The organism is Bacillus sp. BS98 (assembly GCF_008432245.1).
Taxonomy (GTDB): domain Bacteria; phylum Bacillota; class Bacilli; order Bacillales; family Bacillaceae_G; genus Bacillus_A; species Bacillus_A toyonensis.
Genome location: NZ_CP043830.1, coordinates 1,716,042 through 1,741,940, shown reverse-complemented (window position 1 = coordinate 1,741,940; position 25,899 = coordinate 1,716,042). Strand labels below are relative to the sequence as shown.

23 protein-coding genes, 3 pseudogenes and 3 other annotated features are annotated in these 25,899 nt (G+C 35.9%); of the genes and pseudogenes, 6 read left to right on the top strand and 20 right to left on the bottom strand.

Annotated elements, in window-relative coordinates:
* Positions 1–78: 78 nt before the first annotated feature.
* From F0362_RS09195 to F0362_RS09175, 5 genes and pseudogenes are all read right to left on the bottom strand, one after another.
* Entirely contained in the window at positions 79–1,404 is a 1,326-nt protein-coding gene (locus F0362_RS09195) for a bifunctional S-methyl-5'-thioadenosine deaminase/S-adenosylhomocysteine deaminase (protein ID WP_002047773.1), read from the bottom strand.
* A gap of 53 nt (positions 1,405–1,457) precedes the next feature.
* Positions 1,458–1,817 (bottom strand): YunG family protein, encoded by a 360-nt coding sequence (locus F0362_RS09190; protein WP_000342905.1) that lies wholly within the window; start codon positions 1,815–1,817, stop codon positions 1,458–1,460.
* Positions 1,818–1,844: 27 nt separating this feature from the next.
* Positions 1,845–2,288 (bottom strand): GNAT family N-acetyltransferase, encoded by a 444-nt coding sequence (locus tag F0362_RS09185; protein WP_001167038.1) that lies wholly within the window; start codon positions 2,286–2,288, stop codon positions 1,845–1,847.
* Positions 2,289–2,516: 228 nt separating this feature from the next.
* A pseudogene (locus F0362_RS09180) lies at positions 2,517–3,201 on the bottom strand (5'-methylthioadenosine/adenosylhomocysteine nucleosidase).
* Between the two features lie 157 nt (positions 3,202–3,358).
* Positions 3,359–4,282, bottom strand: coding sequence for an alpha/beta hydrolase (locus tag F0362_RS09175; RefSeq protein WP_001102585.1), 924 nt, complete (start codon positions 4,280–4,282; stop codon positions 3,359–3,361).
* Between the two features lie 204 nt (positions 4,283–4,486).
* On the opposite strand from F0362_RS09175, the gene F0362_RS09170 reads away from it, so the two are divergent.
* Positions 4,487–5,248 (top strand): DODA-type extradiol aromatic ring-opening family dioxygenase, encoded by a 762-nt coding sequence (locus F0362_RS09170; RefSeq protein ID WP_000982909.1) that lies wholly within the window; start codon positions 4,487–4,489, stop codon positions 5,246–5,248.
* Between the two features lie 55 nt (positions 5,249–5,303).
* Here F0362_RS09170 and F0362_RS09165 read toward each other — a convergent pair whose 3' ends face one another.
* The 3 genes from F0362_RS09165 to F0362_RS09155 form a co-directional block, all read right to left on the bottom strand.
* Positions 5,304–6,518, bottom strand: coding sequence for a multidrug efflux MFS transporter (locus tag F0362_RS09165; RefSeq protein ID WP_000179322.1), 1,215 nt, complete (start codon positions 6,516–6,518; stop codon positions 5,304–5,306).
* A 167-nt stretch (positions 6,519–6,685) separates the two neighbouring features.
* Entirely contained in the window at positions 6,686–7,537 is an 852-nt protein-coding gene (locus F0362_RS09160) for a GNAT family N-acetyltransferase (RefSeq protein WP_000503622.1), read from the bottom strand.
* Positions 7,538–7,555: 18 nt separating this feature from the next.
* Complete coding sequence (locus F0362_RS09155) at positions 7,556–8,272, bottom strand: DUF554 domain-containing protein (protein ID WP_000236014.1); 717 nt, start codon at positions 8,270–8,272, stop codon at positions 7,556–7,558.
* A 228-nt stretch (positions 8,273–8,500) separates the two neighbouring features.
* On the opposite strand from F0362_RS09155, the gene F0362_RS09150 reads away from it, so the two are divergent.
* Both F0362_RS09150 and F0362_RS30865 read left to right on the top strand, forming a co-directional pair.
* A complete protein-coding gene (locus F0362_RS09150) occupies positions 8,501–9,604 on the top strand; it encodes a CapA family protein (protein ID WP_000854523.1) in 1,104 nt (367 codons plus the stop codon).
* Positions 9,605–9,656: 52 nt separating this feature from the next.
* Positions 9,657–9,882, top strand: a pseudogene (locus F0362_RS30865) (hypothetical protein).
* 63 nt (positions 9,883–9,945) lie between these two features.
* On the opposite strand, the gene ilvA reads toward F0362_RS30865, so the two are convergent.
* From ilvA to ilvE, 6 genes are read right to left on the bottom strand one after another with little or no spacing between them, the layout of a single operon-like run.
* The gene (gene ilvA / locus F0362_RS09140; RefSeq protein ID WP_000250553.1) at positions 9,946–11,208 is read right to left on the bottom strand and encodes a threonine ammonia-lyase IlvA; all 1,263 of its coding nucleotides are present in this window, start codon (positions 11,206–11,208) and stop codon (positions 9,946–9,948) included.
* A 31-nt stretch (positions 11,209–11,239) separates the two neighbouring features.
* Positions 11,240–12,913, bottom strand: coding sequence for a dihydroxy-acid dehydratase (ilvD, locus tag F0362_RS09135; RefSeq protein ID WP_149889741.1), 1,674 nt, complete (start codon positions 12,911–12,913; stop codon positions 11,240–11,242).
* Between the two features lie 46 nt (positions 12,914–12,959).
* Positions 12,960–13,973 (bottom strand): ketol-acid reductoisomerase, encoded by a 1,014-nt coding sequence (gene ilvC, locus F0362_RS09130; protein WP_000861155.1) that lies wholly within the window; start codon positions 13,971–13,973, stop codon positions 12,960–12,962.
* Between the two features lie 14 nt (positions 13,974–13,987).
* On the bottom strand, positions 13,988–14,200 hold the full coding sequence (locus F0362_RS09125; RefSeq protein WP_000019908.1) for an ACT domain-containing protein: 213 nt from the start codon (positions 14,198–14,200) through the stop codon (positions 13,988–13,990).
* A complete protein-coding gene (gene ilvB, locus F0362_RS09120; protein ID WP_000392597.1) occupies positions 14,197–15,912 on the bottom strand; it encodes an acetolactate synthase large subunit in 1,716 nt (571 codons plus the stop codon). The genes F0362_RS09125 and ilvB overlap by 4 nt, the downstream gene beginning before the upstream one ends.
* Positions 15,913–15,934: 22 nt before the next feature.
* Positions 15,935–16,834, bottom strand: coding sequence for a branched-chain-amino-acid transaminase (ilvE, locus tag F0362_RS09115; protein WP_000528146.1), 900 nt, complete (start codon positions 16,832–16,834; stop codon positions 15,935–15,937).
* Positions 16,835–16,985: 151 nt separating this feature from the next.
* Positions 16,986–17,225, bottom strand: a binding site (T-box leader).
* Positions 17,226–17,293: 68 nt separating this feature from the next.
* Positions 17,294–17,539 (bottom strand) — a binding site (T-box leader).
* Positions 17,540–17,797: 258 nt separating this feature from the next.
* On the opposite strand from ilvE, the gene F0362_RS09110 reads away from it, so the two are divergent.
* Both F0362_RS09110 and msrA read left to right on the top strand, forming a co-directional pair.
* Positions 17,798–18,556, top strand: coding sequence for an SDR family oxidoreductase (locus F0362_RS09110; RefSeq protein ID WP_000911812.1), 759 nt, complete (start codon positions 17,798–17,800; stop codon positions 18,554–18,556).
* A 90-nt stretch (positions 18,557–18,646) separates the two neighbouring features.
* A complete protein-coding gene (gene msrA / locus F0362_RS09105; protein WP_001291855.1) occupies positions 18,647–19,183 on the top strand; it encodes a peptide-methionine (S)-S-oxide reductase MsrA in 537 nt (178 codons plus the stop codon).
* Between the two features lie 167 nt (positions 19,184–19,350).
* On the opposite strand, the pseudogene F0362_RS09100 reads toward msrA, so the two are convergent.
* The 5 genes and pseudogenes from F0362_RS09100 to F0362_RS09080 form a co-directional block, all read right to left on the bottom strand.
* Positions 19,351–19,550: pseudogene (locus F0362_RS09100) on the bottom strand (hypothetical protein).
* Positions 19,551–19,843: 293 nt separating this feature from the next.
* The gene (locus F0362_RS09095) at positions 19,844–20,740 is read right to left on the bottom strand and encodes an RCC1 domain-containing protein (protein WP_001106793.1); all 897 of its coding nucleotides are present in this window, start codon (positions 20,738–20,740) and stop codon (positions 19,844–19,846) included.
* 164 nt (positions 20,741–20,904) lie between these two features.
* A complete protein-coding gene (locus F0362_RS09090; RefSeq protein ID WP_000387083.1) occupies positions 20,905–21,546 on the bottom strand; it encodes a FusB/FusC family EF-G-binding protein in 642 nt (213 codons plus the stop codon).
* A gap of 110 nt (positions 21,547–21,656) precedes the next feature.
* Entirely contained in the window at positions 21,657–22,343 is a 687-nt protein-coding gene (locus F0362_RS09085; RefSeq protein WP_001015539.1) for a DUF421 domain-containing protein, read from the bottom strand.
* Positions 22,344–22,504: 161 nt separating this feature from the next.
* Positions 22,505–22,768 (bottom strand): CD3324 family protein, encoded by a 264-nt coding sequence (locus F0362_RS09080; RefSeq protein ID WP_000878303.1) that lies wholly within the window; start codon positions 22,766–22,768, stop codon positions 22,505–22,507.
* A gap of 326 nt (positions 22,769–23,094) precedes the next feature.
* Between F0362_RS09080 and F0362_RS09075 the strand changes: the two genes are divergently transcribed.
* Positions 23,095–23,799 carry a polysaccharide deacetylase family protein gene (locus tag F0362_RS09075; protein ID WP_000726868.1) on the top strand — a complete coding sequence of 235 codons (705 nt, stop codon included), beginning with the start codon at positions 23,095–23,097 and terminating at the stop codon, positions 23,797–23,799.
* A 143-nt stretch (positions 23,800–23,942) separates the two neighbouring features.
* Here the strand turns inward: F0362_RS09075 and F0362_RS09070 are convergent, their stop codons facing one another.
* On the bottom strand, positions 23,943–25,280 hold the full coding sequence (locus tag F0362_RS09070) for a sodium-dependent transporter (RefSeq protein ID WP_001088200.1): 1,338 nt from the start codon (positions 25,278–25,280) through the stop codon (positions 23,943–23,945).
* Between the two features lie 298 nt (positions 25,281–25,578).
* Positions 25,579–25,801, bottom strand: a binding site (T-box leader).
* Between the last annotated feature and the right edge of the window lie 98 nt (positions 25,802–25,899).

The following is a 25,899-nucleotide window of genomic DNA, read 5'->3' as shown; positions in this document are numbered from 1 at the left end:
ATATTGAATATTTATTCGCTCAAGAAAAAAGCTGTCCTTTTTAAAAAAGGACAGCTTTTTCAAACAACTTGCACATACCTATCTTTGTAAACCTCGTTTATAACGACTTGCTTCAAATATAATACGCTCTTCATCTAACGTTTTACATTCACCATTCCAAACGACACGTTTTCCGTTAATAATTACATCACTTATATCTTTTCCACTAGCTGCATATACAAGGTGTGATAACACTTCATCAGCTGGTTGTAAATGCGGTTTATTAGACGGATCAATCGCAATAAAATCAGCACACTTTCCAACCTCAAGTGATCCAGTTTGTTTCATACCAATTACTTCTGCAGCTCCTTTTGTCGCTAGAGAAAGAGCAGTTTCTACTGGCAATGCTGTTGCGTCTTGATGAATACCTTTTTGTAATAAAGTTGCAATGCGCATTTCTTCAAACATATCTAAATTATTATTAGACGCAACACTATCTGTTGCAATCCCTACTTTAATTCCTGCTTCTAGCATCGCTTTCACATTCGCTATACCAGAACCTAGTTTTAAATTACTATTCGGATTATGAGCTACTCGAACATCATGTTCTGCTAAAAATGCACGCTCATTTTCATTTAATACTACACCATGCGCAATAACTGTTGGGCGTTTAAACAATCCGCAACTTGCTGCATATTCTACCGGACGTTTTCCGTACTGCGCTTCAATATCACGTACTTCACGCTCTGTTTCCGAAAGGTGAATATGAACCATAGTTTGATTTTCTACTGCAATACGTGCGCACTCTTCTAACAGTTCTGTGGAACATGTATATGGACTATGTGGTGCAACCATCGTAGTTAACATTCCACTTTCGTTATAATAACGCTTCACATATTTCTCAGCTTCTTCAATTGCTTTCTTTTCATCTTCTTTCGTTCCAAAGCTAAATAAAGTTCTTGAAACAGCAGCGCGCATTCCACTCCTTGATACCGTCTCCATAATTGCATCTTGATCTACTCCAATTGGATTAAACATATCAGAGAATGATGTCGTACCACTTTTCACCATTTCAAGTAATCCTAATTCCGTACTAGCGACCGCAAGCTCTGGAGTAAACTGACTTTCAAGTGGCCAAATTCTCGTCTCAAGCCACGGCTGTAATAACATATCATCGCCAATACCTCTTAAAAGGCTCATTACAACGTGTGTATGTGTATTTACAAGCCCTGGTAAAACCCACTTTCCTTTCATGTCAATTACTTCATCTACTTCAAAATCATTAGCGAATTCTCCGCTCTTTACATCTATAATTTGATCATTTTCTACAATGATATATCCATTTTCTATCACTTCGTTTTGTTCATTCATCGTTACAATTGTAGCGTTTACATAAGTTGTTTTCAAAAGTATTTCCCCTTTCAACTCTATGAAGTTCCCTTTAATAAGTTACCACCATTATAGTAACTTATTAAAGATTAAGAGTCAAAAGATAATTTGAATTCTTTCGTTATTTTTCCCTTCAAAATGCTATATTGTTTTTCATTTGTATCTGCAAATGCTTCTTCCCGATTTGATTCCACATCCAAATAATTCAGGTTTTCATTGAATTGAGCCTCTGTAAAATCAAACCTCTGTCCATCTATAAAGTTATAAAAATGCCACACGCCCCCTATTTTTGTCTTTTTAATTTTCCCTCCACATATATCTTGAACGACTAGAGCCGTTACACCACACTGTCCCTTTGCTGGATTTTCAATTGTCCACTTTGAACTTGTTTCAATCGACCACGATTTTATTAGTGCTTCATATATTCTTTTTTCCTTTACATCATCCATTCTAATCTTCCCCTACTATTAGTAGTTTTACACATCATATTTCAAAAGAGGCAGTAAACGACCCTTAAAGACAGTTGATGGTGTCTCTCCTATTAACTGTGCTCCCATTTTCAAGTAATATCCTTTTGCATTCGGATCACTATCAATCGTAAAACTTTTTAATCCTAGTTCATTGGCTTTTTCTATTACATACTCCCAAAGTATTTTCCCGTAACCTTTTCCTTTGTAATCAGGATGAATGTACAAAAAATCGAGAGCTTTATCATTACGTAAAAATGAGAAAAAACCAATCTTCGCATTATCGTTTTCTAAAACATATACAAAATTATTTTTTATGTATTCTTCTGTAATTGTTAAATCTTCCTTACAAGCAAATATGAATTCTTCACTATAATCCCACGTTGCTTTTGATTGTAGTGCGAATTCACTTAATTCATTTGCTTCTGCTAATGCAGCTTCTCGTATTTGCATAGTTTATTTATCCTCTCTTTTATTACTTGTAGTTCTATTTTCACATTCCATAGTAAAATACGATACTTTACAATTATTCTATAAATATCTTTACTATCCCTCGCTGCAATACTTACATCTCCACGCATTTAGTTCATAAAATAAAAGCGAACACTCAACTACAGAGCAGTATTACACGTGCTTCTTATAGTTCAGTACTCGCTTTTTCTCAAAGTAGAGCTATGTCTTTTACAACGATTCTAGTAACTTTTTAACAAAATGAATGGAATGATGTGAAGCTGAAACACAATTATCTTCAAATACTTCAATACCAGACGCTTCTTCTGTATCTGTTATAGATCTAAACTGCTATAAATGGAATCGTATTGGCATAACAAACGTGAGCTATACTTGCTGTTTCCATATCTACACAAAGTGGGTTGTATGTAGAAATTATTTCTGTACGGCCACTCTCACTTATAAAAGCCTCTCCAGTAACTATCTTTCCGAAATAAACATTTTGGGTAAATTGATTGTTCTCGATTACTGCTCGGCTTAATTCAAGAAGTTTACTATCCGTTTTAAAATATACACTTTCCATCCATGGATGATATTCAGTTAATATTCCTTCATCCACGTCGTGATACGCAATTTCTGTTGAAATGACTGTATCTCCAATTTTTAATACTTTATCGATTGCTCCTGCAACACCTGTTACAATAATATGCGTCACATTAAACTTATCTATTAATATTTGAGCTGCAATAGCTGCATTAACTTTACATACACCACAATATAATGCAACAACTTCTACATTTTCATATGTCCCACTATGAAACGTTAACATCGCAAGATTCGTTATTTTTTTATTAGACATATCTTCAATAAAAGGCATAATTTCATCTTCTGATGGCCCAATAATTCCAAATTTCATACACTCGTCTCCTCACTAAATTTATATATAAAACTTATATAGGCATTCAATCGATCTTCAAATATATATAGCCGCTACGCAAACTCCATTAGCGACTATCCGTACTATCTATAAATATAAGCCCGAACTACAAACAGTTTGGGCTTAGCTTTCATTCTCATTTATTATGCGCATCTAACCAAGAAATTAAATCTTTAAACACTTCATCTCTATTCACTTCATGGAACATTTCATGTCTTCCATTTTCATATAAACGTAGTGTAACATCTTTCACACCACATTTTTTATAGTTTTCATAAACTTCTTTTACACCTTTTCCCATATCTCCAACAGGATCACGATCACCAGAGAATATATGTATTGGAAGATGTTTTGGCGTCTTCTTGTATTCTTCTAGTTTATTTACTTCTAATACACCAGAAAACAGTTCTCTATAAAAACTCGTCGTACAAATGAATCCACATAACGGATCCGCGATATATTTATCAACTTGATTTATATCTGAAGATAACCAATCAAATTTCGTACGATTTGGCTTAAAGTTCGAATTGAAGTTTCCGAAAGATAAAAAGTTTAGCACTGGACTTTTCGTTTTTGCCCCACGCAATTTCATTTCGATTGTTGCTACTTTATGACCAATAGCCCCTAAAAGCCCTGGATTTCCACCTGTTCCTGAAATCAGAAATCCATCATATAGTTCACCCCTAAGTTGTACAGCACGTCTTGATAAAAAAGAACCCATACTATGTCCTAGTAAAAACAAAGGACTTGACTGCTCTTCTTTTATCCTTTCTGAAACAAAGATAACATCCGATACAACTTGATTCCACCCTATATTTGGTTCAAAATGACCATAATCTTCTTCTTTTTTTACTGTTTTCCCATGTCCTTTATGATCATGCGCATAAACACCATACCCTGCTTCCAATAAAGCATCTACAAATTCTGTATACACCCCTGCATGCTCTGTCATGCCATGTGCAATTTGAATAATTCCTCTCGGATCTCCTTCTGGTAACCACTTACGCAAATAAATTTCCGATCCATCCAATGCCGTAACGAAACTTTCCTGTACGTTCATTTCGTCAGCCCCCAACTCTATTATGTATCTCAAAATAATGAATATCCGTTCATTATTCTTATTATGTATTATATGCAATTGCTTTCATTATGACAAATACTGTACTTTTCCGATTAGCTATCAAACTATTATGTTGACGAATAACCAATAAAATTATATAGTTACTTACATAAAGTAATTATATATTTTTAGGAGGTTTCTATTATGATGCCATCACTATTTTTAGCACATGGTTCACCAATGCTTGCTATTCAAGATACAGACTATACACGATTTTTAAAAACACTTGGAGAAACATATAAACCGAAAGCAATTGTTATTTTCACTGCTCACTGGGAAAGTGAAGTATTAACGATTTCCTCATCAGATAACGAGTACGAAACAATTTATGATTTTGGAGGTTTTCCCCCTGAGTTATACGAAATCAAATATCGTGCGAAAGGCTCTTCTAGCATTGCATCTATGTTAGAAACAAAATTTAAGAACAAAGGTATTTCAGTCCATCATAATATGACGAGAGGTTTAGATCATGGTTCATGGACACTCTTGCATCGCATGTATCCAGAAGCAAATATTCCTGTCGTACAAATATCAGTCAATCCCTTCCTTCCTGCAAAAGAACAATTTGAGATTGGAGAAGCACTTAAAGGACTTGGACAAGAAGATATTTTAGTAATCGGGAGTGGCGTTACCGTTCATAATTTACGAGCCCTGAAATGGAATCAAACTACACCTGAAAAATGGGCAATTGAATTTGATGACTGGATTATGAAACATATGCAGAATAACGATAAAGATGCATTGTTTAATTGGGAGAAAAATGCGCCTCATGCACAATTAGCAGTACCAAGAGCAGAACATTTTGTTCCTTTATTTATCGCTATGGGCAGTGGTGAAAGTGACGGAAAAGTCATTCACCGTAGTTACGAGCTTGGTACATTAAGTTATCTTTGCCTTCAATTTTAAAGAAAAAGGATGAAGCATTCATTGCTTCATCCTTTTTTCTATTTCATTCACTTAGTTAACTAACTTCCAAATGTTGTTTCTCTGATACCTCTTCGTTCTTATTATGAAAATAAACCCAAATGCATGCAATAAATAATAGTGATGATGTAGAGAAGAAAACATATTGGAAGCCTGCATGAGCTGCAATTTGCCCCCCAAGCACTGGACCAATCATATTTCCTAAAAACTGAAACGACTGATTATATCCAAATATTCGTCCCGTTACATGGGTTGGCGTATGTTGTTTTAGTAGAGTTTGTACGGAAGGTAATAATCCTGCTTGTGCGATACCTAATAAAAATCGAAGAATTAATAGTTGCCAAGCTGAGGTTACAAATGCTTGCGGGATAAAGATAATCCCTGCAGCAAACAATGCTACTACTAATGTTTTTTGAGGACCGATATGATCTGATAATCTTCCTAATTTAGGCGCTGCCAAAATAACTGCTAATCCTGTCGCAGACATAACTGCCCCTGCAATCATTTCGATATGAGCTGTTCCTGGTCCTTCCAAATTCTTTACGTACAATGTAATAATAGGTTGAATTGACATATTGGCAAGTTGAATAATAAATGTTGTTACAAATAAACTAATAATTACATGCTTTGCTGGGACCATCGTCCATACTTTTTTTTGCTGTACCTTTTTTGCTTGAGCAGAGTGATTTTCTTCATGTAGGAAGAAAAAGACGATGAGGAAGGAAAGGAATAAGAAAGCTCCTGTAACAAGAAAGACATGACGCATTCCAATTAACTCAGACAAATAACCGCCTAGTAATGGTCCGAGTAATGAGCCGCTCACGCCCCCGGTTGAAATTGTGGAAATTGCCCAACCTGAATGCTCTTTCGGAGTTTCTGCTGCAATAAATGTCATTGCGGTTGAAAGGAAACCAGATACTGCTCCCATCAAAAATCTAAGTGCGACTAGTTGATACACATCCGTTACAAACCCCATAAGCGTCATAATAACCGCCATACCAAGGCTAGCACGTATAAGCATCAATTTCCGTCCATGTATATCACCAAGCTTTCCCCATATTGGTGATACGATCGCACCCATTAAAAATGTTACACCAAATGCAAGTCCCGACCACTGTGCAATACTCGAAGTGCCAGTCACTCCTAATTCCTCAATATAAAAAGATAAGAAAGGAATTACTAAACTCATACCGGCTGCAGTGGTAAAACAACCTAGCCAACAAATCATTAAATTTCTTTTCCAGCTGGCCATTTTCACACCTTCTTTCATTCGATACCCATTCTACACCTTTTCTTGTAAAAAGTTTAGTAATTTGATTTAGACGTAATATTCATTACAAAAGCCGCTATTTCCTAGCAAAAACCATGTAAATTCCACATTTTTTTCATAATAAAACCAACTCCCCTATATGGAGTTGGTCAATTATCTTCTAGCGGTATTAAACGAGCATTGCAACTTCTCTCATAAAACTCAATCGGACCTGCTTGTCCAATAATTGCATATTCATATCCGTCTTGCTTCATATTATATAAACAATGATGCAACAATTCTTTCCCTACACCTTTCACACGATTTCGTTTCGCTGTCCCCATCGGACCAAATAGTCCTTTCTTTCCCCTGACTACATCATAACAAGCGAAACCTACTATCACTTCACCCTGCTGTGCAATATAAATAGGTACCTTTTCTTTATATGTTTGAAACCCATAATCTATCGACTGTAACCAGCGTTCACCAAATTTCCACGTAACAAAACGTACTAATGTTTCAAAATCAACAGAGCTAGCTCTTCTAACATTACAAGATAATTTATTATAAATGGGATCAAAGCATTTTAAATCCACCGCCAAATCTCTTGGTTCAGCTATAATACGTAACACATCTTTTTGTATTTCTTTGTTTATAACTTTTTCACTCACTATACCTAAACGAAATAATGCATATATTACATGTCCTTCATTTATTAATACTTGCTGAAAACGTTCCATACGTTTCTTCGCTATTTGCAAAATTTCTAGCGTTTTATTAGCTAATTTATATTGTTCTATTTTTATGTACTCTATTTCATATTGTTCTTGTAAAGAAAGTTCTTCTAAAAAATCCGTGCCAACTTTACGAAACAAATACATATATAACTCTGCGCACACTCCTGTACCTTCTTTACACATGCCGATAAAAAGATGAACTGGTTGAATTATATTATATTTAGTCTCTTTTGCCGCAATCTCCAGTATTTTATGAACACGTTTTGTAAATTGGAATTCCCCCATATGTATCTCCATCCTCAACTACTTTACTAACAAACCGTAACCATAAATAATTGAAACAATTATTCCAACTACCAATATACCTGGAAGTAAATTCGCTACTTTAATTTTAATAAATCCAAGTAAGTTTAATCCAATGGCGAATATCATAATGCCGCCCGTAGCTGTCATTTCCACTATAAATTGATTCATTAATTCTTTCGGGACAAAACTATTAATCTGTGTTGCAAAAATGGCAATAGCACCTTCATATAAAATAACTGGAATCGCTGAAAATACTACGCCGATTCCTAGAGTTGTCGTTAATATAATCGAAATGAATCCATCGATAATCGCCTTTGTGAATAAAATATTATGATTTTCGCGAATTCCACTGTCCAATGCACCAAGTATCCCCATCGCGCCAATTGCAAAAATAAGCGTCGCTGTTACAAACCCTTCTGATATACTCCCTTTCCCCTTCGATCCAACTTTATTTTCTAACCAATCTCCTAACAGTTTTAACTTTTCTTCTAATTGTAACCATTCCCCAATTACAGTACCAATAACTAAACTTAGAATCACAACAAGAAAGTTTTCACTTTTTAATGCCATTTGAAGGCCAAGTACAGTTACCGCTAAACCGATTGCATGCATAATTGTTCCCTTCATACTTTCTGGAATCTTACTAAATAATTTACCAAGTAAAGTACCGAATATAATACAAATGCCATTTACAACTGCCCCTAATATAACCATTTCTCATTCTTCACCTTTCGAATTCTTTATTTCTATATTTTGGTTTACACATTGATTTACAAGTTATCTATATGTTAACTTAATATTGAGAATATTAACAAATGAATTTCACTACTATAACCCGTTTTTTTGTAACTATACATATTTCAATAACTACCTTTAGTGGATTCATTTTAATCTAAATGCGGAAGTTTTCAATAACGGGATAAACTCAAAAGGAAGGTATATATGAAAACTTTACTAAAACGATTTCTGTTAATAGCCTTTTGTATTACACCAATTGTTGTATTAATCAACTACTCTTTTATTTCAAAAGCGAAAGACAAACCCGATTTGCAAAGCAAATCTAGTAAAACAGTTACAAAAAGCAAAAAGAAAATAGAAGACCCGGAAATTACACTCACTTTCTCTGGTGATACAATGTTCGATTGGCAATTACGTCCTATTATCGAAAAAAACGGGGCTGATTATCCATTCCAACATGTAAAAGAAGAAATAACAAAAGCAGATATTTCCTTTGTTAATTTAGAGTCGGCCTTTACAACGAGAGAAAAGAAAGCACCTGGGCAATTGTTTTGGATTAAAAGTGATCCATCTACACTACAAGCCATTAAAAACACTGGATATGACATCGTAAATATTGGGAATAACCATACACTTGATTATGGGCAAGATGGATTATTAGACACTATCTCTCACGTAGAAAAATTAAAGTTCCCTTACATCGGGGCCGGAAAAAATGCAAAAGATGCATATACTGCACGAGAAATGACCGTAAAAGGGAAAAAGTTCAAATTTCTTTCCTTCGTTCGATTTATGCCTGATTCTAATTGGGTAGCTGGTGACAATAAACCTGGCGTTGCGAACGGATATGATTTAAATCTTGTAACTAAAACAATTAAGGAGCAAAAACAAGATGCAGACTATTTAATCGTCTATATGCATTGGGGCGTTGAAAAATCAAATCGTCCAGTAGAATACCAAAAACAATATGTACCTAAAATGGTTGAAGCAGGTGCTGACGCTATTGTCGGAAGTCACCCGCATTGGTTACAAGGGTTTGAGTATTATAATAAAGTTCCTATTGCTTACTCATTAGGTAACTTTTTGTTCCCGAGTTATGTGAATGGAAAAAGTGCAGAAACTGGCGTCTTAACTTTAACTTTTAAAGGAAAGGATGTCCAAATGTCATTTAACCCTTACATCATTCGTAATAACCAAGTTTCCCCAGTAAATGAAGAAGAAAAGAAAAAAGCTCTACAATATTTACAAACGGTTTCAACTGATGTAGAAATTGATAGTACTGGAAAAATAATAAACACACGTAACTAAACAGCACGAAATCTATTTCTCTGTAACAAATACTACAGAATAGGTGATAGACATGCTGAAAGACTTGTTAGAAAATATAAGTTTGTTAGAAAACGTATATAAAGTATCTATAGCAATCCTGCTTTTATGCTCCTTTTTTCTGTTAGACTACTAAAAAAATAAAGGGAGAAAGAAAACTTTCTCCCTTTGAATTTTCATTGTACATAATCATTCGTATCGCGATATATTTTTGGTTAACTAGCTTTCTCCTTCATGAATTTGGAGAGTATTTCGTTTAACTATAAAAAGATAGAACAAGTAGCATTTTCCTTGCTTGTATCTATCTTTTTTTATTTTTTTTACTAAATAAGCAAATCAAACAAAACAGGATTTTTATTAAGCTCCACAAATTGAATATTATTTTCTTTAAAACGAGTAATTAATTGCTCATAATCTTCTTTATGTTTTAATTCTACCCCGACCAGCGCTGGACCATTTTCTTTATTATGTTTCTTAATATACTCAAAGCGCGTAATGTCATCTTCTGGTCCTAATCCTTTATCAAGAAATTCTCTTAGCGCACCTGAACGCTGCGGAAATTCAATGATGAAATAATGCTTTAACCCTTCGTAAATGAGAGAACGTTCTTTCATTTCTTGCATTCTATCAATATCATTATTTCCACCACTTAGCGTACATACAACTGTTTTACCTTTTATTTCATCCCTGTATAAATCAAGTGCTGCAATAGAGAGTGCACCAGCCGGTTCAGCTACAATTGCATTTTTCTTATACAGTTCTAAAATCGTCGTACAAACCTTTCCCTCTGGTACTAAAACAATGTCATCAATGACATCTTTACAAGTTTCAAATGTTAACTTCCCTACTTTTTTGACAGCTGCTCCATCAACAAAACTATCTATTTTCTCTAATGCTACATTTTCGTTTTGAAGGAAAGCCTCTTTCATAGATGCAGCCCCCATCGGCTCTACACCAATTACCTTTGTAGCTGGACTAACACCTTTCACATATGTACCTACACCCGATGCTAACCCACCGCCGCCAATTGCTGTAAAGAGATAATCAACTGCCTTATCCATATCGTGCATAATTTCAACAGCTACTGTTCCTTGCCCTGCAATTACATACGGATCATCAAACGGATGCACAAATGTCATCCTATTTTCCTCACAATAGCGCTGCGCTTCTTGAAAAGCACCATCAAATGTATCACCAACTAACATGATTTCTGCAAAGCTACCACCAAAAAATTGAACTTGTGATACTTTCTGTTTTGGTGTCGTTGTTGGCATAAAGATTTTCGATGGAATATTTAATAAATTACACGTATACGCAACTCCTTGTGCGTGATTGCCAGCACTTGCACAAACAACACCATTTTGTAATTGTTCTTTCGACAAACTTTGAATTAAATTGTATGCACCGCGAATTTTGAAAGACCGAATTACTTGCAAATCTTCTCGTTTAATATACACCTCACATTCGTATTTTTCAGATAAAACCTTATCACGTTGCAAGGGCGTTTTCATGACGATATCCTTCATACAGTTATGAGCCATAAGGATATCTTCAATCTTCACTCTCTCCTTCACATTTTGCACCATTTTCTATCATCCTTATCTCTTTTATTTTGACTCAATCAAAATTCGGCACCTTTAAAACTGCACCTGTATTCGCCGATGTTACCATCTGAGAATATCGTCCAAGCCAGCCCGTTTTCACTTTCGGTTCTGGTCGTTTCCATTCTTTTTTACGTTTTTCTAATTCCTCATCACTCACTCTTACTTCTAGCAAGCGTTCCTCAACATCAATACATACAATATCCCCTTGTTCAAGTAGTGCGATTGTTCCACCCGCAGCTGCTTCTGGTGAAATATGCCCTACCGAAATGCCACGTGAAGCTCCAGAGAAACGTCCGTCCGTTAATAATGCAACCTCAGCACCTAATCCCATTCCAGCGATTGCTGATGTTGGTGCTAACATTTCAGGCATACCCGGTCCGCCTCTTGGCCCTTCATAACGAATGACAACTACATCTCCTTTTTTCACTTTCCCAAGCATAATGCCAGCCAATGCCTCATCTTGTGAATTAAAAATAACGCAAGGTCCTTCAAATCGTTTTACTTCGGTTGCCCCGCTTTTAATAACCGCTCCATCTTTCGCTAGATTTCCTTTTAAAATACGTAAGCCCCCCTCTTCACTATGAGGGTTTTCAAGAGAATGAATCACTTCCTTATCTTTAATCTCTGCATGAGCAATGTTTTCTCTTAATGTTTGCCCAGTAGCCGTAATACGGTCTAAATGAAGTACCCCTTCTTTTCTGCTCATCTCTTTCAAGATTGCACTAATTCCGCCCGCTCGATCAATATCTTCCATATGCCAGTTAGAAGCTGGACTTACTTTACATAAATGCGGTACACGTCTTGAAACAGCATCAATACGGCTCATATCATAATCTAGCCCTGTCTCTTGTGCGAGTGCTAGCGTGTGTAATACTGTATTCGTTGATCCACCCATCGCCATATCAAGTGCAAAAGCATCGTCAATTGCTTCTTCTGTTACAATATCACGCGGCTTAATATCTCTTTCAATTAAAATTTTCAGTTTCTCTGCTGCTTGTTTAATTAACTCTTCACGTCTTGGATCAATTGCTAAAATACTACCGTTTCCAGGAAGGGCTAAACCTAATACTTCACATAAACAGTTCATAGAGTTCGCTGTAAACATGCCGGAACAAGAGCCACAAGATGGACAGCCATGATCTTCAATATCTTTTAATTCTTCTTCTGAAATTTTCCCAGATTGATAAGCTCCTACCCCTTCAAAAACAGAACTAAGGTCAACAACTTCCCCCTTAGATGTTTTCCCAGCTGCCATCGGTCCACCTGAAACAAACACAGTCGGAATGTTAATACGAAGAGATGCCATCATCATACCTGGTGTAATTTTGTCACAGTTTGGGATACAAATCATGCCGTCAAACCAATGTGCATTTACAACCGTTTCTACTGAATCTGCAATAATTTCACGACTCGGAAGCGAATAACGCATACCGATATGTCCCATCGCAATACCATCGTCTACTCCAATTGTATTGAATTCGAATGGTACCATACCTGCTGCACGAACGGCTTCTTTTACAAGTTTCCCAAACTCGTTCAAGTGCTTATGCCCTGGAATAATTTCAATAAAAGAATTACAAATCGCAATAAACGGCTTATCAAAATCCTCATCTTTCAAACCAGTTGCTTTTAATAAACTACGATGTGGCGCTTTATCAAAACCTTTTTTAATCATGTCGCTTCTCATCTTGTCAAATCCCCTCTTACGTATTTTTCACTTATATTCTCTTAATCTATTTCTTTACTAACGTTTTCTTTTCTGGTTCCTTAATCCAGCTCATCATTTCACGAAGCTCTGTTCCTACTTTTTCTAACTGATGATTTTGTTCTGCTTTTTTCATCGCGTTGTATGTTGGACGACCTGCTTGGTTTTCTAAAATCCATTTTTTCGCGAATTCACCTTGCTGAATTTCTGTAAGTACTCGTTTCATCTCTTTCTTCGTTTCATCTGTAACAATTCTTGATCCTGTTACATAATCTCCAAACTCTGCCGTATCTGAAATAGAATGGCGCATGTTCGTTAATCCACCTTCGTACATTAAATCAACAATTAACTTTAATTCATGCAAACATTCAAAGTATGCAATTTCAGGACGATATCCGCCTTCCGTTAACGTTTCAAAACCAGCTTTTACAAGTGCAGTTACTCCGCCGCAAAGCACAGCTTGCTCACCGAATAAGTCTGTCTCTGTTTCTTCCTGGAATGTCGTTTCAATTACACCTGCACGTGTACAACCTACACCTTTTGCATATGCAAGAGCTACATGTAATGCCGTGCCGGTTGCATCTTGATGCACTGCAACTAATGCCGGAACACCATTTCCTTCTTGGAATACACGGCGAACGAGATGACCTGGGCTTTTTGGTGCGACCATCGCTACGTCTACGTAACTTGGCGGATTAATTTGTCCGAAGTGAATATTAAATCCATGTGAGAAAAGTAACATTTGTCCTTCACGAAGATTCTCTTCTACTTCTGTTTTATAAACATGTGCTTGTTGTTCATCCGGCAATAACATTTGTACAACTTGTGCGGTTCGAACCGCTTCTGAAACGGACATTACTTCAAACCCATCAGCTTTCGCTACTTCATATGACTTACCAGGACGAACACCAACTACAACTTCCACACCAGAATCACGTAAATTTTGTGCTTGGGCATGACCTTGAGATCCATATCCGACTACCGCAACTGTCTTCCCTTGTAATAACTCTACTTTTGCATCTTGCTCATAATACGTTTTCATATTCCATACACTCCTTATAATTTGTTTACTTGTAGTACATTGATTAATTTTTTCAGCTGACTGATGAGTAATGTTGCTTCTTGTTCTGTACAAACTGTTGTTAACTCCATTTCATTTTCATTTAAATTTAATGAAGAAATATAATAACCACGCCGAGCAAAAATTCCACTTATGCGTAATAAGACGTTTGGGTCGTTATGGATAACTAGTGAAAAAGTATGACTCATTCTTCCCACCTCTTCATCATCATTTCATTATTCCCTTTGTTTGGCGGAACCATCGGAAATACGTTTTCACCTTCTTCTACACAAAAATCAACTACGACAGGACCTTCATGAGCAAATGCTTCTAACATCACTTGTTTCGCCTCGGTTGAATTTTTCGCTCTTAATCCTTTCACTCCATAAGCTTCTGCGACTTTCACAAAGTCTGGCGATCCAATTTTTGATTCTGACAAACGATTTTCATAAAACATTTCTTGCCATTGCCTTACCATCCCTAAAAATTTGTTATTTATAATAAATACTTTTACAGGGATGTTATTTTCAGCAATTGTTTGTAATTCTTGAATGTTCATTTGAAAAGAAGCATCGCCTGCAATACAAATGACGAGTTCTTCTTCTTTCGCAAGCTGAGCACCAACTGCCGCCGGGAAACCAAACCCCATCGTTCCTAGTCCGCCAGATGTTAGAAAAGTCCGTGGGTTTTTCGCTTTATAAAAATGTGCAGCCCACATTTGATGCTGTCCTACTTCTGTCGTAACAATCGCTTCACCGTTCGTTAATTCACTTACTAGACTAATAACATGCTGTGGTTTTAACTCACCTTCTTTTTGATTGTAGGAAAGAGGATATTCCTCCTTCCATTCCTCTATTTTCGTAAGCCATTCATTTGTTTGTGTACGAATTGGCATATGCAACAACATGTGTAACGCTTTTTTCACATCTCCAACAATCGGATATTCCACAGTTACATTTTTATGGAACTCCGAAGGATCTATATCAATATGTACCTTTTTCGAATGCGGAGAAAAGAGTTCTAATTTTCCTGTTACACGATCATCAAAGCGAACACCTAAAGCAAGTAGTAGATCACATTCAGTGACTGCCATGTTTGCAGCATACGTTCCATGCATGCCGAGCATTCCTAAAAATAATGAATCTCCCGGCGGATATGCACCAAGTCCCATTAAAGTGGAAACGACAGGAATACGGTTCTCCCTCGCAAACTTGATGAGTTCTTCAGATCCACCTGAATGAATGACGCCTCCTCCAATATATAGAAGTGGGCGTTTAGCTTTTGAAATTTCTTTAGCCACTTCTCTAAGCTTCCTACTGTCTGGCATAGGCTCTATTTTGTATCCTGGAATCTCAATTACTTCATTATAAAAACTTGTTACCTTTTCATTTTGAACATCTTTTGGAATATCAATTAATACTGGTCCTGGTCGCCCGCTTTCGGCGATGTAAAAAGCTTCTTGTACAGTACGTGATAAATGATTCACATCACGAACTTGGTAATTATGCTTCGTAACAGGTACTGTAATCCCGACAACATCTGCTTCTTGAAATCCGTCTTTTCCGATGAGAGATTTTGCAACTTGCCCTGTAATAACAACTAAAGGAATCGAATCCATATAAGCATCTGCTAAGCCCGTAACTAAATTCGTCGCTCCTGGCCCAGAGGTAGCAAAGACTACCCCGACCTTTCCAGAAGCTCTCGCATACCCTTCAGCCGCATGAATGGCAGCTTGCTCATGACGAGTTAAAACGTGCTTCAATCCACTTCCATATAACGCATCGTATACTGGCAAAATCGCTCCGCCCGGATAACCGAAAACAGTCGTTACACCTAATTTTTTCAAGCATTGAATAACGTGTCCGGCACCTGTCACTTCTTCGCACTGTAATTTCTCACATGTTGTATACTGTTCCTCCATTTCGATTAACTCCTCTCCCTTTCTACGCTAAACTTTCCGCCAGTCCTGGAACACGTACTCCTCTTTCTCTCGTCAATTTTTTAAACTCTTCAGTTAATCGTTTCGTTACACTTCCTGGTTTCCCATCTCCAATTTCTCTAGAATCAACTTTTACAACTGGAATTAACTCTGCTGCCGTTCCTGTTAAAAACACTTCATCTGCTACATATACGTCATGGCGAGTAAATGGCCTTTCCTCACACGAGATATTAAGACGCTCACATAACTCGATAACACTATTTCTCGTAATACCTTCTAGCGCCCCTAAATACGAAGGAGGTGTTAGCACTTTTCCATCTTTCACAATGAAAACATTATCTCCAGACCCTTCACAAACATATCCTTGTTGGTTAAGCATAAGCGCCTCGAGTACGCCTGCTTGCGCTGCTTCAATTTTTACAAGTACATTATTTAAATAGTTCATTGACTTAATACGTGGATCTAATGCATCTGGCGTATTACGTCTTGATGCTACAGATACAACGCTTAGTCCATTATCATAAAATTCCTGAGGGAATAACTTTAATTGTTCTGCAATAATAATTACGCTCGGTTTCACGCAACTCCTCGGGTCAAGCCCTAAATCCCCTTTTCCTCTTGAAACAATTAATCTAATGTAGGCATCAGCGTATTCATTTTTTTGAAGTGTCTGTAAAACGGCTTCTTCCATTTCTTCTACCGGCATTGGAATCGTCAGTAAAATAGATTTCGCCGATTCATATAATCGTTTCACATGTTCTTTTAGACAAAATACATTTCCTCCGTAACTACGAATCCCTTCAAATACACCGTCTCCATATAAAAAACCGTGATCATATACTGAAACAACTGCCTTTTCTTTTTCTACAAATTCCCCATTCATATAAATGTACTGGTTACCCATCTCACATCGCTCCTCTTTTTTTCTCTCTATTTTTGCAATCTATTTCTACATCGATTGCTGAGATAAGTATTTTAACAGAATATTCAGTATATAAATCTTAAAAATATACTCATCTCAACAATCGATTACGTACATACTTGTAGCAATCCATTGCTGAGACGAGGGAATCGTGGTACCACTCAGCTTCCTTACACTTCTCACGAAATATAAGCTTTGCAAGTCCAATTAGACTTTTGTTTTTCTATCGGAAACAATTCCGCTACTTTTTACTAGTTTTCAAAAGTAGTGCTCCGAGGTGATCTTCAATGATTCGATTGTTACTACCCTCACAGCCTTGGGGCAGCTCTCTGAAACAATCTATATCATTTACTCTCCTCTTCCACGCATTCTTTTATTCTATTTTTATAAAAGAAAAACTCTCGCCTCAGCAATCAACTACTACAACTTAGTAGCTTTGATTGCTGAGGCGAGAGTTTCGCGTTACCACTCAGCTTCCTTATACTTCTCGCGAAATATAAGCTCTGTAGGTCCAATCAGACCCCCGTCCTTTTACCGGAGACGATGCCGCCGCCCTCTACTCAGTTTCCCTTTCGCAAGCGATGCTCCGAGGTGATCTTCAATGATTCGATTGCTACTACTCTCACAGCCTAGGAGTAGCTCTCTGAAACGATCATAATCATCTACTTTCCTCTTCTTTGCATATACAACATATAAAGTTAGAAAATTCTTAATTAACTTTTATTTGTTACACGTATTATAGGACGCGGTTCTTTTCATTGTCAACATGTTTTTTAGAAAAAAATAAAATTCATTCTATTTACTAGAAATCTATTTATTTTTTCTCAAAACAAAATCGGAATGAACTTCTTACACATACTCATATATTACTTAAGTATGTTCGCATTACTACATAAAGAAAAACTACTGACAAACATATAAAATTTATGGGGAGATGAGAATAATATGTTAAAAGGAAAAGTAGCGTTAGTTACAGGAGCAAGCCGAGGAATTGGACGTGCTATTGCTAAACGTTTAGCAAATGACGGTGCATTGGTTGCTGTTCATTACGGTAATCGAAAAGATGACGCTGAAGAAACTGTTCATGAAATTCGATCAAATGGTGGCCAAGCTTTTTCTATCGGCGCAAATTTAGAATCCTTACACGGTGTAGAAAACCTTTATAACGCTTTAGATACTGAATTACAAAAGTGCACTGGTGAAACACAATTTGATATTTTAATAAACAATGCCGGCATTGGTCCTGGTGCTTTTATTGAAGAAACGACTGAACAATTTTTTGATAGAATTGTTTCAGTAAATGCAAAAGCACCATTCTTTATCATTCAACAAGCACTGCCACGTTTACGTGACAATAGCCGAATTATTAATATTTCATCCGCTGCGACCCGCATTTCTTTACCTGATTTCGTTGCATATAGTATGACGAAAGGCGCTATTAATACAATGACTTTTACGCTAGCAAAACAGCTTGGAGCACGAGGAATAACGGTGAATGCAATACTTCCAGGATTTATTAAAACAGATATGAATGCAGAACTCTTGAGCGACCCGATGATGAAGCAGTACGCTACTACTATTTCCGCTTTCAATCGCTTAGGTGAAGTAGAAGACATTGCCGATACTGCTGCATTTCTCGCTTCTCCAGACAGCCGCTGGGTTACTGGACAATTAATTGATGTGAGCGGAGGATCTTGTTTATAAAAAATATATATTTTCAAATCTTTTTTATTGCGCAATAAAACAATTTATATAATACTATATAAAATATATACATTTAGGAGGATTACAGTAATGTCCGAAAAAACATACGAACTCGCAACCTTCGCAGGCGGTTGCTTTTGGTGCATGGTAAAACCATTTGATGAACTTCCAGGTATTCATAAAGTGCTTTCTGGCTATGCAGGAGGTCATATAGAAAATCCAGCATATGAACAAGTAAAAGCTGGAACATCTGGACATTTAGAAGTTGTTCAAATTACATTCGATCCTTCTATTTTTCCTTATCAGAAATTACTAGACTTATATTGGCCACAAATCGATCCAACTGATGATGGCGGACAATTTTTTGACCGTGGTCCATCTTATCGTACCGCTATTTTTTATCATAACGAAACACAAAAAGCGCTTGCTGAAAAATCAAAACAAGCTCTTGCAGAAAACGGTATGTTTAAAGATCCAATCGTGACTGAAATTCGTCCTGCTGCACCTTTTTACGAAGCAGAGGAATACCACCAACATTTCTATAAAAAGAACCCAGAGAAATATGCTACTGAGCAAAAGGAATCTGGTCGTGAAGATTTTATTAAAGAAAATTGGCAAAAAAAATAATAAAAATGCATCGTGCTTTCTTTACAAGTACGATGCATTTTTATCTTTGAAACAGGTACCATACAATTACAAAACCAATCGCTGTTAATGTCCAAATTATTATTTCGTTTTTCACTCTATTCTTTTTATTTGTCATTTCATCTTCTCCTAATAGTTATTAAACATATTCAAGATTTCCTTTGTTTAATTGCCCACTTGATGAACATAAATACATCCGTACAAATTCTTATAACAAGAGTACCAATGATTCCAATTGCAATTGAAATTACTAACATCTGTCCAAAACTAAAGAAGTTGTATATGTTATATAGAGTACGATACATACAAGTAGAAAATTTGGTAAAAAAAGCAAAAATCTTTTAAGCATTTCTTCACCTCTTCTTATGCTTTTAAACTACGTCTCCTACTGTAACTGTGAAATAAAACTTGTTCAAAAATGTCATATAAACCCTCATTTAACAAAAAAAAATAAGAATCCATTTTGAAAAGGATTCTTATCTTATTCAGCAAAATTAAGGTTTATTATATTCCACATATCTTATTCCATACTTACTCCCGAAATAGAATAATATTACTGGATATTTATTAGCATTTTAATATTTTGATTGCCCTACAAATATTAAGACGAATAAAACGGTTGAATCATCCAGTCGTAAAAAACTAATTACCCGGCAGGAGAATACCGCTCCAGCTACCTACATCGCATTGGCCAAATTCATTATTACCTACCGCTACCACCGTTCCGTCTGATTTAAGTCCGACCGTATGTGCACAACCAGCCGCTATTGCTACAATATCTCGCCAATCACTTACATTACATTGGCCATACTCATTCCAACCTACTGCCGCCACCGTTCCGTCTGATTTAAGACCGATTGTATGATTCGTACCAGCTGCTATTGCTACAATACCCCTCCAACCACTCACGTCACACTGGTTATGTTTACCATTCCCCACTGCCGTCACCGTTCCGTCTCGTTTAAGACCAACAGTATGAAGATAACCCGCTGTGACCGATACAATACCTCGCCAGCTGCTTATATTGCATTGGCCATATCGATTATTCCCCACTGCCGTCACTGTACCGTCCAATTTAAGACCGACTGTATGCCAGTCACCCGCCGCAACCGCCACAATATCTCGCCAGCCACTTACATTGCATTCTCCTTCTTTATTTCGGCCCACCGCCACTACCGTACCATCCAATTTAAGGCCAATAGTACGACGCCATCCCGCCGCAACCGAGACAATATTATGCCAATCGTGTACATTACATTGGTCATGCTTATTCCAACCCACAGCTACCACAGTACTGTCACATGCAAGACCGATTGTATGTGCATTACCCGTGTTCGTCGCCATATGAACATTACCCGCTGCGACTGCTTCAATATCACACCAGCTGCTTACATTGCATTCTCCTTCTTTATTTCGCCCCACTGCTACTACCGTGCCATCCAATTTAAGAGCAACGGTATGACCACGACCTGCCGCTATCGTATCTTTAGGCCACCGTTTCGCTTTTAACATTTCTTCTTTCGGTGAAATGTAATTCATCTTTTTCCTCCTTGCATATAAGCAACTGTATCCAAATAGATATTTTTATCTAATTTCATTATAAATGACCCAACTTTTTTTATAAATTTACAGCTACAAAAGAAGCCTATTATTACTTCTTCAAAAAATAAAAACCTCCAGTTTAAATACTAGAGGTTCCTTCTTTATTTCTTCAATCGTTCAATAAAATCGTTCAATTTATCAAGTGATTTCATATTCTGATTACAAGCTACACCATCTTTGCAAATATAGTTTCCCTTTTTAACGAAAGTTCCTGGTATATCACCTTTAATTTCCACTAAAAACATTCCTACTTCTTCATGCCCATGACATAATGAACAAATGCTTTTTTTATTTAAACTTTGAAAAGTTCCTTGCAGACCAACAAACTTATTTTTATCATTTTTCGCTATAATAAATTTCCTACTGGATCCTTTATCAATCCAGCTTAAATAGGATACTTCTTTCATATCCAGTTCTTCCATATCAGGAAGTTTTAATTTTTTCGCCTTAGGAAATAATTTTTTTAACGTTTGTGCTGTAACTTCCTGAAACGGAATTACATACGGATTTATTTTCATTAAAAACGCTTCTGCATCTTCTCTATTTTTAACCGTTACTACCGTATCAATTAACTCTTTCTGTTCATCCGTTACATTCTCAAATACATGTATTATCTTTTCAATTGCAAGTGATTTTAACGCTTGAATTACTCCTCTATCATTTGCCGTTGCATGCCCGTTTGCTAAAATATAAGCTTGTGATTTTATAAAATTATATTGATCACTTCTAATAAACGCTTCCATCTTTATCACTCCATACAAATTGTTGATCTAGTTTTATTGTATACAATGATTCAGTTTTTTGATATGTAAAAGATAACTTAGAAACAAACATTACATACATCGCCTATTCTCTACCGCTGCATTTCCTGACAAAAGAAACCATCGTCTGTTTTCCATTCTGCATATAATACGTCTTCAAATTTAGTAATTCCTTTTTGCTTTATTTGTTTATAAAGCCATCCTTCATCAAAACCTGCTTCCCTCAAATTATCCTTAACTACTTTCCCATCACTAATTAATGAAATCGGTAAGTATACAGGCTTATGTTTTAAACTTAAATCATTTATAGTAGGAGATTCATATTTACTTTTTTTCAATACACTTATGTTTCCGTTAGGTTCCAATATCATATACTCAACTTCTCGAATTGAAAATATATCTTTTTGTTGCCTAAGCATTTGTTGTAATTGGTTTATATCCAAATGATTTACGCTTAATTGTTCACGATCAATCTTTCCATTACGAATAATAATTGAAGGATATCCTTCAAAAAACCTTCTTGTTCCCCTTATTTTTTGTGTTATCACTTCTATAGTATAAATTAAAATTACCCAAACAAATACTGAATACAAAATAGACCATACTTTAATTTTAGGATCATATATTGAATTTCCAACGAGCTCACCTAGGACGATTGCAGAAATAAAATCAAAGGGCGTTAGCTGAGATATTTGTGTTTTCCCTAATATTTTTGTAGCAATTAATAGAACAAAAAAACCAACTAAAAGCTCTATCGTTATTTGTCCAATATGATTCATATATGTTCACCTTTCTACTTTTCAAGTGCTCTGTATACCATTTAATAAAAAAAACGGCACATTTTTTCTATTATCATGCCCGTTCACACCTCATATATCCAATACATATAAAACAAAAAGAGTCTGATTCAAAGTAATATATGAATCAGACTCTTTTCCTCTTATTTAGAATACACAATCTTTTTAATCGTTTCCCCAGAAAGAAAATATTCTTCTGCAAGTTGATGAATAGCAATTCCGCTTTTAAATGCTGCTTTAATCGCGTTATTTCTTTCATCTAATTGTTTTCTTCCTCCAGATCGTGTACCCCATTTATAATGTTTCGTTTCTTGTTTTGGAATGTAAATTGTTTCACCTTGTATATACTTTTGAATTTCAGCAATTAAACTTTCTGGTAAAACTGCCGCAGCTTTTACATATTTCATTTCTGCTCGCCCCTTATTTTTTATGGTTCATTTCAATAAGGTGCAAAGCCAAATATAAAAAATGATACGAGCTCATTTAGGCGATTGTATATTACTTGTCTACCTCACGCAAAGTATCGCCATTTCCATACTTGGCTTTGCATGAGACGTTGCAGTGTCTGGCAATTGAATTATAATCGCCATATAAACACCTCCTAATATACCTTTTGCATTTTATTATATGATAAATTTCCTCTCCTTGCATCCACACCCTTCTTAAAGCACGAAATTACTTAGTTTGATATAATACTTTTTAATCAAATCAAAAATCATTGTGAGGTTACATTATGAAGAAAAAAATTATCATTACAATCGTTACACTATTCTTTATTATCACAGTATTATTCGGAACATACAAATTGATGAACGCAAGAAACTTTCAATTATTTGGAGATTTAACACAACGCGTAGAAACAAATGAAAAAGTAATCGCTTTAACTTTTGATGATGGCCCTACTAACAATGTAAAACAAATATTACCTTTACTGGATAAATACAACGCTAAAGCTACTTTCTTTTTAATTGGAAATGAACTAGAGAAAAATCTATCATTAGGAGAAGCTATCACGCAATCTGGGCACCAACTTGGAAACCATACATATTCTCATAATAGAATGGTTTTCAAAACACCTTCTTTTATTAAAGATGAAATAGAAAAAACGAATTCATTAATCCGGCAAACAGGATTTACAGACGAAATTGATTTTAGACCCCCTAACGGAAAAAAATTAATTGGGCTACCCTATTATTTAAATAAAAATAATATCGAAACGATTACGTGGGATCTTGAGCCTGATACTTTTTATAAATCTACAGCTGATAAAATTGACTACGTTAATAAAAATGTAAAACCAGGTTCTATCATTTTATTACACCCTATGTATGATAAATCTAATGAAAATTTACAGACCATTGAAGGTATTTTAGACTCTTTATCTAAAGAGGGATATCAATTCGTCACAGTAAATGAACTGCAAAAAAGAGCAAAATAAGGTGAAACTTTAATCAGTGGGGGGTGCCCATCCCCCACTTAACTTCTTCGCTTTCGCTGAGTTTTGAGGTGGGGGTCTTACTGCCCGGCAAATAAAAGGATAAAAAAGGTAGCGTATCATATAACGATACGCTACCTTTTTTGTTAAATAATTCCAAGTACATTTAGGAATACGATAATAATCGCAATTGGTGCGATATAGCGAAGTAAGAATAACCATAATACGAATAGTTTATAGCCTTTATTTTTACTTACACCAAGCTCTTTCATTAATACATCTTTCTTCATTTTTAAAGGAACAAAGATAGAAACTAATAGAACACCAAGCGGCATTAATACGTTACTAACTGCATAGTCCGATAAATCAAAAATAGTCTTTCCAAAAATCTTCAGATCACTTAATATACCAAATGATAATGCTGATGGTACTCCAACAACGAAGATTAATAATCCAACGATTAAAGCCATTTTTTCACGTTTCCCTTTACCTTTTGCAGTTAAAGATGCAACGCTAATTTCTAACATCGAAATTGCTGATGTAATAGTAGCAAAGAAGAATAGTAATAAGAAAACGATGAAGAATAATTTTCCGAACGCCATTTTACTGAAAATAGCTGGCAATACGATAAACAATAATCCTGGTCCTTGAGATGGTTCCATTCCAAATGCGAATACAACCGGGAATATCGCAAGTCCTGCAAGTAATGTAATAACGAGCGTTAAAGCTACAATAGAAAATGCTGAACGCGGTAAACTTTCTTCTTTCGGTAAGTATGAGCTATACGTTACCATAACGGCTACACCGACAGATAATGAGAAGAACGATTGCCCCATCGCATATAAAATAATTTCTGACGTTACGTTTGAGAAATCAGGTTGTAAGAAGAAGCGAACTCCTTCACCAGCACCGTCTAATGTAAGTGCACGAACAATTAAGACAAAGAATAAAACGAATAGTGCTGGCATGAAATATTTATTTACTTTTTCAACACCATTTTGTACACCTTTACTTACGATGAAAATAGTAATAAGGATGAATAATAGTTGTGATCCGACTGCTAAATACGGATTGGAAATGATTTCACCGAACGTATCTTCGTACGCCCCATTTCCTTCCCATAGTCTACCTGTAATTGCATTCCATAAATATAATAAAATCCATCCTCCTACAACACTGTAGAAAGAAAGTAATATGAAACATGTTACAATTCCTAATTTACCTAACCACGGCCATAACGTTTTCGGTGCGATTTCTCTATACGCATCAACGGCCTCTTTTTGTGTACTTCTCCCAATAACGAATTCGGCTAATAATAGCGGTAAACCAATTAATAATGTGAAACCGATGAAAATAAGGAAGAATGCGCCGCCTCCTCCGATGCCGGCCATATATGGAAATTTCCAAATCGCCCCAAGACCAATTGCTGAACCTGCTGCAGCTAATACGAAACCTAATTTCGATGTCCATTGCTGTGAATTCATCTGTTAATCTCCTCTCTTTATCTTTTTCTGTTTTATAATTTGGTGTTTATATTGTTCTATCAATACTTTTTTCTAATACGTTCACTTCCTCCCTAATAAAAAAACGTCCCTACGTAAATACGTAGGGACGACAAAAATATCGCGGTACCACCCTAGTTATGAAGATACAACAAAAGTAAGACCTAAATAAAAACGTCCCTACGTAAATACGTAGGGACGATAAAATATCGCGGTACCACCCTAGTTATGAAGCCACAGCAAAGTTAGGACCTAAATAAAAAACGTCCCTACGTAAATACGTAGGGACGATAAATATCGCGGTACCACCCTAGTTGTGAAAAAATCTTCACCACTTTATTTGATAACGGTATAAACTACCGTCTTCCATTTCCTCATAATGTGAGATTTATGAAAGATGCTCCAGGACGAACTTCATGAATAATCTATATACTGATTCACACCAACCATCAGCTCTCTGAAATAGGGAGATTTTCATTACTATACCCTTTCATTGCCCAAATATTATTTTCCGAATTGATTACTATCATTTTTATCACACATTAAAAATAGTGTCAACTTATATTTTAAGTTTTTATGTCTTATATTCTATTTAAAAATT